The organism is Streptomyces sp. McG3 (genome assembly GCF_018619185.1).
In the GTDB taxonomy this organism is placed as follows: domain Bacteria; phylum Actinomycetota; class Actinomycetes; order Streptomycetales; family Streptomycetaceae; genus Streptomyces.
Map to the genome: position 1 here is coordinate 46,005 of NZ_JAAXYC010000018.1, position 7,459 is coordinate 53,463.

Here is a 7,459-nt window from a genome sequence, read left to right on the forward strand (position 1 = left end):
GCGCCGTGCGCCGCGGAGGGGTGCCTCAGTGCGTCTGCGAACGCCCCAGTCGACTCCCTTTCTGCCCCGTCTGTCTGCCATACAGCGAGCATGCCCGGCGCCATCGGCCCTCTGCCAGCGAGGCTTCATTCCACAGAACTGCGCAACTCTGTTGAAAAAGACTGACGCCGGGGGGCTTGAGGTTCGTTCAGTCACTAGCCGATAGTTCGGGGCGCGGCGAGTTCTGAACTCTCCGTCAGACAGGAACTACCTTACGCCGGTGTGCTCTTGATGCTATCCGGCGCTGCCCCCCTCTGGCTTCTGGCTGTCCTCTGGAAGGAATCAGCATGCGCAATTCTCGTAAGTACTGGGTCGCTGCAGTGAGCGCCGCGCTCTCGGTCTCCGCAGTAGTGGGGACCCAGGGCATGGCGCAGGCACAGGACACGGCGTCTGCGCCCCGCTACCAGCCCGAGATGATCCGGGCGTTGGCCACTTCGCTCGGTGTGAGTGAAGAGGCCGCGGTCGACCGTCTGGACCGGCAGGACATCCAGCAGGCCAAGCTCGCCGAGCTGAGAAAGGGCGGGATATCCGGCGACGGAGCCTTCTTCAGCGCCTCCGGCAAGTTGACCGTCAACGCCGACGACTCCGCCGAAGCGGCGCGTATCGAGAAGGCCGGCCTCGACGCCCGGGTCCCCGCACGCGGACAGGCCGACCTCAACAAGATCAAGGCCACGCTGGACGCCGCCGCCGCCAAGAGCACCCCCGATGGCGTGGTCGAGTGGGCCGTGGACCTGGCCTCCGACCAGGTGACCGTCAAGGTCAACAGTGACCGGGGGGCTGCCGCCAAGGCGTTCCTGGCCAAGGCCGCGAAGCACGGCTCCGCCGTCAAGATCGTCCGAGGCCAGGAGAAGCTCGAGCCGCAGGTGGCGGTCGCCCCCGGCAGCAAGATGACGATCAACAACTCGTCCGGCTACTGCTCCGTCGGGTACGGGGCCCGTGACCGGGCCGGCAAGCAGTACCTCGTCACCGCGGGGCACTGCGTCGAAGGCCTGCCCACCCTGCGCTCCAACGGAACGGCCTTCGCCCGGGGCACCCAGACCCGCTTCGCCCAGGGCAGCCGCAGCGTCGACATGGGCATCGCGGCCATCAACGCCGGTCACTCCATCACGAACAACGTCACCACCTGGGGCAACTCCAGCCCGGTCGCCGTCCGGGGCAGCAACCAGGCTGCTTCCGGGGCCGCGCTCTGCAAGTCCGGCGCCACCACCGGCTGGACCTGCGGCACGGTCGGCTCCTACAACAACACCGTCACCTACAGCGACCCGAACGGCGGTCCCATCACGGTGGTCAGCGGCCTCGCCAGCTCCACCGTCTGCACCGAGCGCGGGGACAGCGGCGGCGCGTACACCTCCGGAAACCAGGCCCAGGGCATGACCTCCGGTGGCCCCAGCAACCAGCGCTGCACCGGCGGAGTCAACTCTCGCGGATCCTCCTACTTCCAGCCGCTCAACGACGCCCTTTCCTACTACGGACTCACGCTCAACGCCAACTGACCGCCTTCCCCGTCGCCGATGGCCCTACCCCGTGAGCGGGCCTTCGATCAACACTCTCCTGTGCCCTCGTCCGCCCCTCGGACGAGGGCACAGGTGGTTGTCTGGCTCCGCCGTACTGTCGTCGCGCAGCCACCGTTCGCGGCGACCTCCGACCGGGCTTCTATTCTGGTGTCGCTGCCACGCGGGCCCCCCGCCCCGGCAGGGACACGGTGGTCTCCATAAGCCGGACGCTGAAGGGGTGCCGGGGAGTGGTGAGCAGTCGGCCCGCTGGCCCCTCTTCTACCAGGGTGCCGGCTTCGAGTACGGCGATACGGGTGGCCAGTGCGGCAGTGGTGAGATCGTGGGTGATCAGCACCAGGGACAGTTCGCGCCGCTCGCGTACCAGAGCGGCGAGCGTGTCGAGGATCGCCCGGCGGGTGACCATGTCGAGACCGGAGGTGATCTCGTCGCAGATCAGCACCCGAGGGCGGGCCAGCAGGGCGCGAGCCAGCGCCGCACGCTGGAGCTCGCCGCCGGAGAGTCGGCCCGGACGGCGGTGTACAAGGCCGTCCGTCAGGCCGAGGCCGGTGAGCGTGGCCTGCGCCTCGGCCAGGGCGTCCGCCTCGCTCGCCCCCCGCAAACGCACCGCCGTCCGCGCGACCTGATCCAGAATCGGGCGGTGCTCGTCGAACGCGGCCCTGGCGTCCTGGAAGACGTACTGGACCGCCGCGAGTTGTTGTCGGGTGCGGGCCCGCAGACTTCGCGGCAGAGGAGTGCCCTCCAGGAGGACCGCGCCGTCGTGGTCACGGTGCAGGCCGGCCAGGCAGCGAGCCAGTGTGGTCTTCCCACTGCCCGAACGGCCGACGACAGCAAGGCATTGGCCAGCATAGAGGGACATTTCTGGTATGCGGAGCACGGCCGCGCGACCGTGGTGGGCCGTCAGGGGGCCGACGCGGAGAATCTCGGTGTCTGCGGAGGCCGGCTCGATACGGGCAGTAGAAGCCTCGGACGCCAGGAGCTCGGCTGTCCAGGGGTGCCGTGGTGCACGCCACAGGCGCTCGGCCGGTCCGGACTCCACCACCTTCCCGTCACGCATGACCAGGACCTCGTCGGCGAGTGCGCGCACAACGTCCAGATCATGGCTGAGCAGAACGACGGCGATGCCTGCCCGGGAGACGGCGGCGAGCTGGTCGACGATGCTGCTCTTGGTCAGAGGATCCTGACCGGTGGTCGGCTCGTCGGCCACCACCACCTCGGCACCGAGCAGCAGCGCCTGTGCCAGGACGACGCGTTGCTGCTGGCCGCCCGACAGCTGGTGCGGAAAGCGGCGCAGCATCGCCGTCGCGTCGGGGAGCTGCGCCGATGCCAAGGCCCGCAGGACTCGCTCGCGAACGGCGACCCGGCGGTCCCGCCGCGGCAGGTGGCGTACCTGCGTGCGGGCGATGTCCCGCAGCAGGGCGCCGATGCGGCGCGCGGGGTTGAGTACGGCGCCCGGGTGCTGCGGGACGTAGCCGACCAGGCCGTCCGGCACGCGTACGTCTCCGCTCACGCGTGCACCGGCCGGATACTCCCCGAGGAGGGCGAGACCCGTGGTCGTCTTGCCGCTGCCGGACGCGCCCACGAGGGCGGTGATCCGGCCGGGGAGCACGCGGAGGTTCACTCCGTCGACGATCGCCCGGTCGCCGATGTTCACCCGCAGGTTCTCGATCTCGGCGACCGCGTTCACGGGGTTCACGTCCGTTTCCTCTTCTTCAGTCCGGCATCGACGAGCAGGTTGGTCCCCACGGTGAGGGCGATGATGAGCAGAGCGGGCACGACGACCGCCCAGGGCTGGACGTACAGTCCGGTGCGGTTGCGGTCCACCATCACCGCCCAGTCGGCCGCGTCCGGCTCGACGCCGACGCCGAGGAACGCCGCGGTGGCGACGAGGTACAGCACACCGGTCATCCGTACGCCCGCATCGGCGGCGAGCGTACGGATGAGGGACCTGCCGACGTAGCCGACTGCCGTGCGCCACCAGGTCTCCCCCTGCATGCGCAGTGCTTCGACCGCTGGGCGCGACGCGACTTCCACGGCCCCGGCCCGTACGATGCGGGCGGCGTCGGGGATGTTGACGAGGGCCACCAGCAGGGTGAGCCCGACCGCGCCCGGTGCGAAGACGGCGGCGGCGAGCAGGATCATCAGCAGCGACGGCACGGCAAGCAGGACGTCGAGGGGGCGCATCAGCAGTTCTTCGAGCCAGGTGCGGTGGGTGAGGGCGCTGAGGAGCCCGACGGGGAACGCCACGAGGTAGGCCAGGGCGGTCGCGGCCAGCGCCACGAGCACCACCGATCGCCCTCCGAGCAGCACCTGGCGCCAGACGTCCCGGCCGACGAAGTCGGTGCCGAGCCAGTGCCCGTCGCCGAGGGTGAACGAGGCGGCCCGGGGCCCGGGCCCCCCGGCGAACACCGGTCCCAGGAGGGCCAGGGCGAGGGGGATCCCGACGACGACGGCGCCGAGTACGTAACGCGACTTCACGCGGCCACCTCCGAGCGGGGGGCGAGGCGGCGGGCGACCAGGTCGGCGCCGAGGTTGAGCACGACCGTGGCCACGCCGAAGACGACGGCGAGGCCCTGGACCACGGGCACGTCGCGTTCCGCGACGGCGTTCATCAGGACGGTGCCGAGCCCCGGGATCACGTACAGCGCCTCCACGACGATGACACCGCACAACAGCCAGTCGATGGTCCGCGCCAGTTGCTGGGTGGCGGGCGCCATGGCATTGGGCAGGGCGTGCCCGTACCGGATCCGGAAGCCGGGGACTCCGTAGCGGCGGGCGTGTGCGGCGTACGGCGAGTCCAGCGCGTCGATCATGCCGGCCCGCACGAGGCGGGCGAGGGAGCACACCGGGCGGGAGAGCAGCACGAGCACCGGCAGCACCAGGGCGGCCGGGTGCGCGAGGAGATCGGTGCCGTATCCGACGGCGGTCGGCGGGAGCCAGCCCAGGCGCAGCGCGAAGACGGTCACCAGCAGCACGCCGAGGGCGAACTCGGGCACGGCGTAGACGCCGAGCGTCACCGAGCTGACCAGACGGTCCACGGGTCCGCCCTCGTGGCGGGCGGTGAGGACCCCGAGGCCGACGCCGATCGGGACCAGGAGCACGACCGTCAGGGCGGCGAGCAGCAAGGTCGGTCCGAAGCCGTCAGTGATGTACGTGCTGACGGGCCGCCCCGAAGCCAGGGAGGTGCCGAAGTCTCCGTGCAGCAGCCCGGCGGCCCACGCGGCCAGCCGTTCGTGGGCCGGCCGGTCGAGTTCCATCGCCTCGCGGATCGCGGCGATGCGCTCCGGGTCCGGCTGGTCGCCGGCGAGGGCGACGGCCGCGTCGCCCGGCAGCGCCTCGGTGAGAGCGAAGACGAGCAGCACGACGGCCGCCGTCTGGGCCACGCCGAGCAGTAGCCGCCGGGCGACCCAGGTGCGTGGTCCGCTCACGCGAGCCATACCTTGTCGAAGCGCGCCCAGTCGAGGGAGTTGGCCGGGGCCTTGGTCTCGACGCCCCGGACGCCCGGGGCGGTGCCGAGGATCCAGTCGGCGAAGCCCCAGATCAGGAAGCCGCCTTCGGCGTGCAGGCGGCGCTGCATGCGCGCGTACACAGCGGCGCGGGCGGTCTCGTCCCTGGTGGACTGCGCCTGCTGGTACAGGGCGTCGAAGTCCTTGTGGTGCCACGCGGTGGCGTTGGTGGTGGAGCCGGTGAGCAGGCGCTGGGAGATGTGGGCCTCGATGGGCATGGCTCCGGAGCGGTAGGAGCAGATGGTGCCGGAGTCGAGGACGTCCTTCCAGTAGCTGTCCTTGCTGCCGGTTTTGACGGTGATGGTGACGCCCGCCTTTGCGGCCTGGTCGCGGAAGATGGTCGCGGCCTCGGTGAATCCGGCCGCGACGGGTGAGGTGTCGAGGGTGACTTCGAGTCCCTCGGCCCCGGCCTCCTTGAGCAGCACCTTGGCCCGGTCGATGTCCTGTTCGCGCTGGGGGAGGCTCGCGGCGTAGTACTCGTAGCCCTTGCCGAACAGGTCGTTGCCGACCTCACCGGCGCCGGACAGAGCGCCGTCGACCAGTTCTTCGCGGTCGGCGATCAGGAAGAACGCCTCCCGTACCCGCTGGTCGTCGAAGGGCGGACGGTCGGTCTTCATCGCGAACGACTGCATGGCGCTGTTGCGGAGCCGGATGATCTCGACCTGTCCCTTGCCCTCGTGGGCGCGGGCCGTCGTCGGGTTGAGTTCGTGCGCGTACTCGATCTGGCCGCCGAGGAGGGCGTTGACGCGGGCGGACTCCTCGTTGGCGACGACGAACTCCAGCTCGTCCAGGTAGGGGGCGCCGTCCCAGTGGTCGTCGTTGCGCTTGAAGACGGCGGATTTCCCCGGAGCGAAGGAAACGAAGCGGAAGGGACCACTGCCGACGGGGCTCCGGTCGAAGTCCTGCTCGCCCTCCGGCACGATGTACGCGCCGAACGCGGCGAGCACATTGGGGAATTCGGCGGTCGGGCGCTTGAGGACGAACTCGACGGTCCGGTCGTCCGGTGCGCGGCTGGCTTCGAGGTCGATGGGTTCCAGGGACGCCTTGGCGCGGAACGCCTTCTTCGGCTCGGTGATACGCCGGTAGCTGTACAGGACGTCCTTCGCGGTGACCGGCCTGCCGTCGTGGAAGCGGGCTTCGCGCAGGCTGACCTTCCAGCGGTCCAGGCCGGCGTTGGGCTCCCACGCGGCGGCCAGTCGCGGCCGGGCGGACAGGTCGGGGCCGTAGTCGGCGAGCTTGTCGAAGAGGGCCTTGGCGCGGGCCACGTCGGCGAAGAGGTTGGCGAGGTGCGGGTCGAGCGTCTCGCTCGCGCCGCCGCCGGCGAACGCGGCGCGCAGCCGTCCGCCGCGCCGGGGCTTGCCACTGCCCCCGGCGGCCTTGTCGGCGGTCGGCCCGGTGCCCGCGCAGCCTGTCAGAGTGAGGGCGCCGAGGCCGGCAGCGGCACTGGCAGCGGCGAGAAAGCCCCGTCGGCGTAGGCCGGGGAAGCGTGAATCGTTGAAGTTGAAGGGGACTTCGTTCATTGCCGTGTTCCTTGCTGCGGTCGATCCGGTGGACGTGTGGGGTGGGCAGAGGCGACTGACGGGGCGAGGCGGGCGACCATGTGCAGCCGGTCGCCGTCGGACGTCCCGGTGGGCTGGACGCCCTCCTGCCAGCGAGGTTCGGTGCGGGGGCCCGGCCCGTCGTGCAGGGCGAGCACCTCGAAGCCGTGGGCCGCGAGGATGTGGCGCAGCTCCTGGGGGAAGAGCAGGCGCCACGCGGAGAGCTGCTCCGTCGGAGGTGAGCCGTCGTCGGCGGTCCATACCCGTGTACGGCGCAGCAACTGATCCCCTCTGTCCACGGACAGGGTGGTGATGGAGCGGAAGGCGGTGCCCTGCCAGGTGAATCGGTGGACGGTCGGGGTGTCGAGCAGGTCCGTACGGCCCAGGAAGAAGGCGCCGTTGCGCATCTCGGCGATGAGCAGGCCGCCAGGCGCCAGAGACCGGCGGCAGGATGACAGGAAGCCGTCGAGTTGGACGTTCGTGTGGCAGTACAGCAGGGCGCTGTCCAGGCACACCACCGCGTCGAAGGCACCCTCCCCCAGGTCGAATCCGTGCAGGTCGGCGCGTGTGTAGTGGGGGCCGGGGTGATGGGCACCGGCGTACGCCAGCATCGCGTCGGAAACATCTGCGCCGGTGACGGTCCGGCCGGATCGGTGCAGGTGGGCGGCGTCCCGGCCGGTGCCGCAGCCGATGTCCAGGACACGGGGGCCTGGAGCCCCGTACCGGCGGAGGCAGTCCTCGGTCCAGCGCCCGGCTGTTCGTCGAGGGTCGGGGAAGCGGGCCTCGTACAGCGCGGGGTTGTCGGTGAGGAGGTTCGTCTGGGAGGTCATGGGTGGCGGTCTCCTCATGCTGCCGCGGGTACGGG

General features: G+C 70.7%; 6 protein-coding genes. 1 reads left to right on the forward strand and 5 read right to left on the reverse strand.

From position 1 onward, the window contains the following. The first annotated feature begins 326 nt into the window (after positions 1-326). Positions 327-1,532 carry a S1 family peptidase gene (locus tag HET64_RS05295; RefSeq protein ID WP_215102822.1) on the forward strand — a complete coding sequence of 402 codons (1,206 nt, stop codon included), beginning with the start codon at positions 327-329 and terminating at the stop codon, positions 1,530-1,532. A 160-nt stretch (positions 1,533-1,692) separates the two neighbouring features. Here the strand turns inward: HET64_RS05295 and HET64_RS05300 are convergent, their stop codons facing one another. From HET64_RS05300 to HET64_RS05320, 5 genes are read right to left on the reverse strand one after another with little or no spacing between them, the layout of a single operon-like run. Further along, positions 1,693-3,246 carry an ATP-binding cassette domain-containing protein gene (locus tag HET64_RS05300; protein ID WP_308369818.1) on the reverse strand — a complete coding sequence of 518 codons (1,554 nt, stop codon included), beginning with the start codon at positions 3,244-3,246 and terminating at the stop codon, positions 1,693-1,695. Further along, the gene (locus tag HET64_RS05305) at positions 3,243-4,028 is read right to left on the reverse strand and encodes an ABC transporter permease (protein WP_215102824.1); all 786 of its coding nucleotides are present in this window, start codon (positions 4,026-4,028) and stop codon (positions 3,243-3,245) included. The genes HET64_RS05300 and HET64_RS05305 overlap by 4 nt, the downstream gene beginning before the upstream one ends. Further along, complete coding sequence (locus tag HET64_RS05310; RefSeq protein WP_215102826.1) at positions 4,025-4,978, reverse strand: ABC transporter permease; 954 nt, start codon at positions 4,976-4,978, stop codon at positions 4,025-4,027. The genes HET64_RS05305 and HET64_RS05310 overlap by 4 nt, the downstream gene beginning before the upstream one ends. Beyond that, positions 4,975-6,576, reverse strand: coding sequence for an ABC transporter substrate-binding protein (locus HET64_RS05315; RefSeq protein WP_215102828.1), 1,602 nt, complete (start codon positions 6,574-6,576; stop codon positions 4,975-4,977). Before HET64_RS05315 ends, HET64_RS05310 begins: the two co-directional genes overlap by 4 nt. Continuing rightward, complete coding sequence (locus HET64_RS05320; RefSeq protein ID WP_215102830.1) at positions 6,573-7,424, reverse strand: bifunctional 2-polyprenyl-6-hydroxyphenol methylase/3-demethylubiquinol 3-O-methyltransferase UbiG; 852 nt, start codon at positions 7,422-7,424, stop codon at positions 6,573-6,575. The genes HET64_RS05315 and HET64_RS05320 overlap by 4 nt, the downstream gene beginning before the upstream one ends. Between the last annotated feature and the right edge of the window lie 35 nt (positions 7,425-7,459).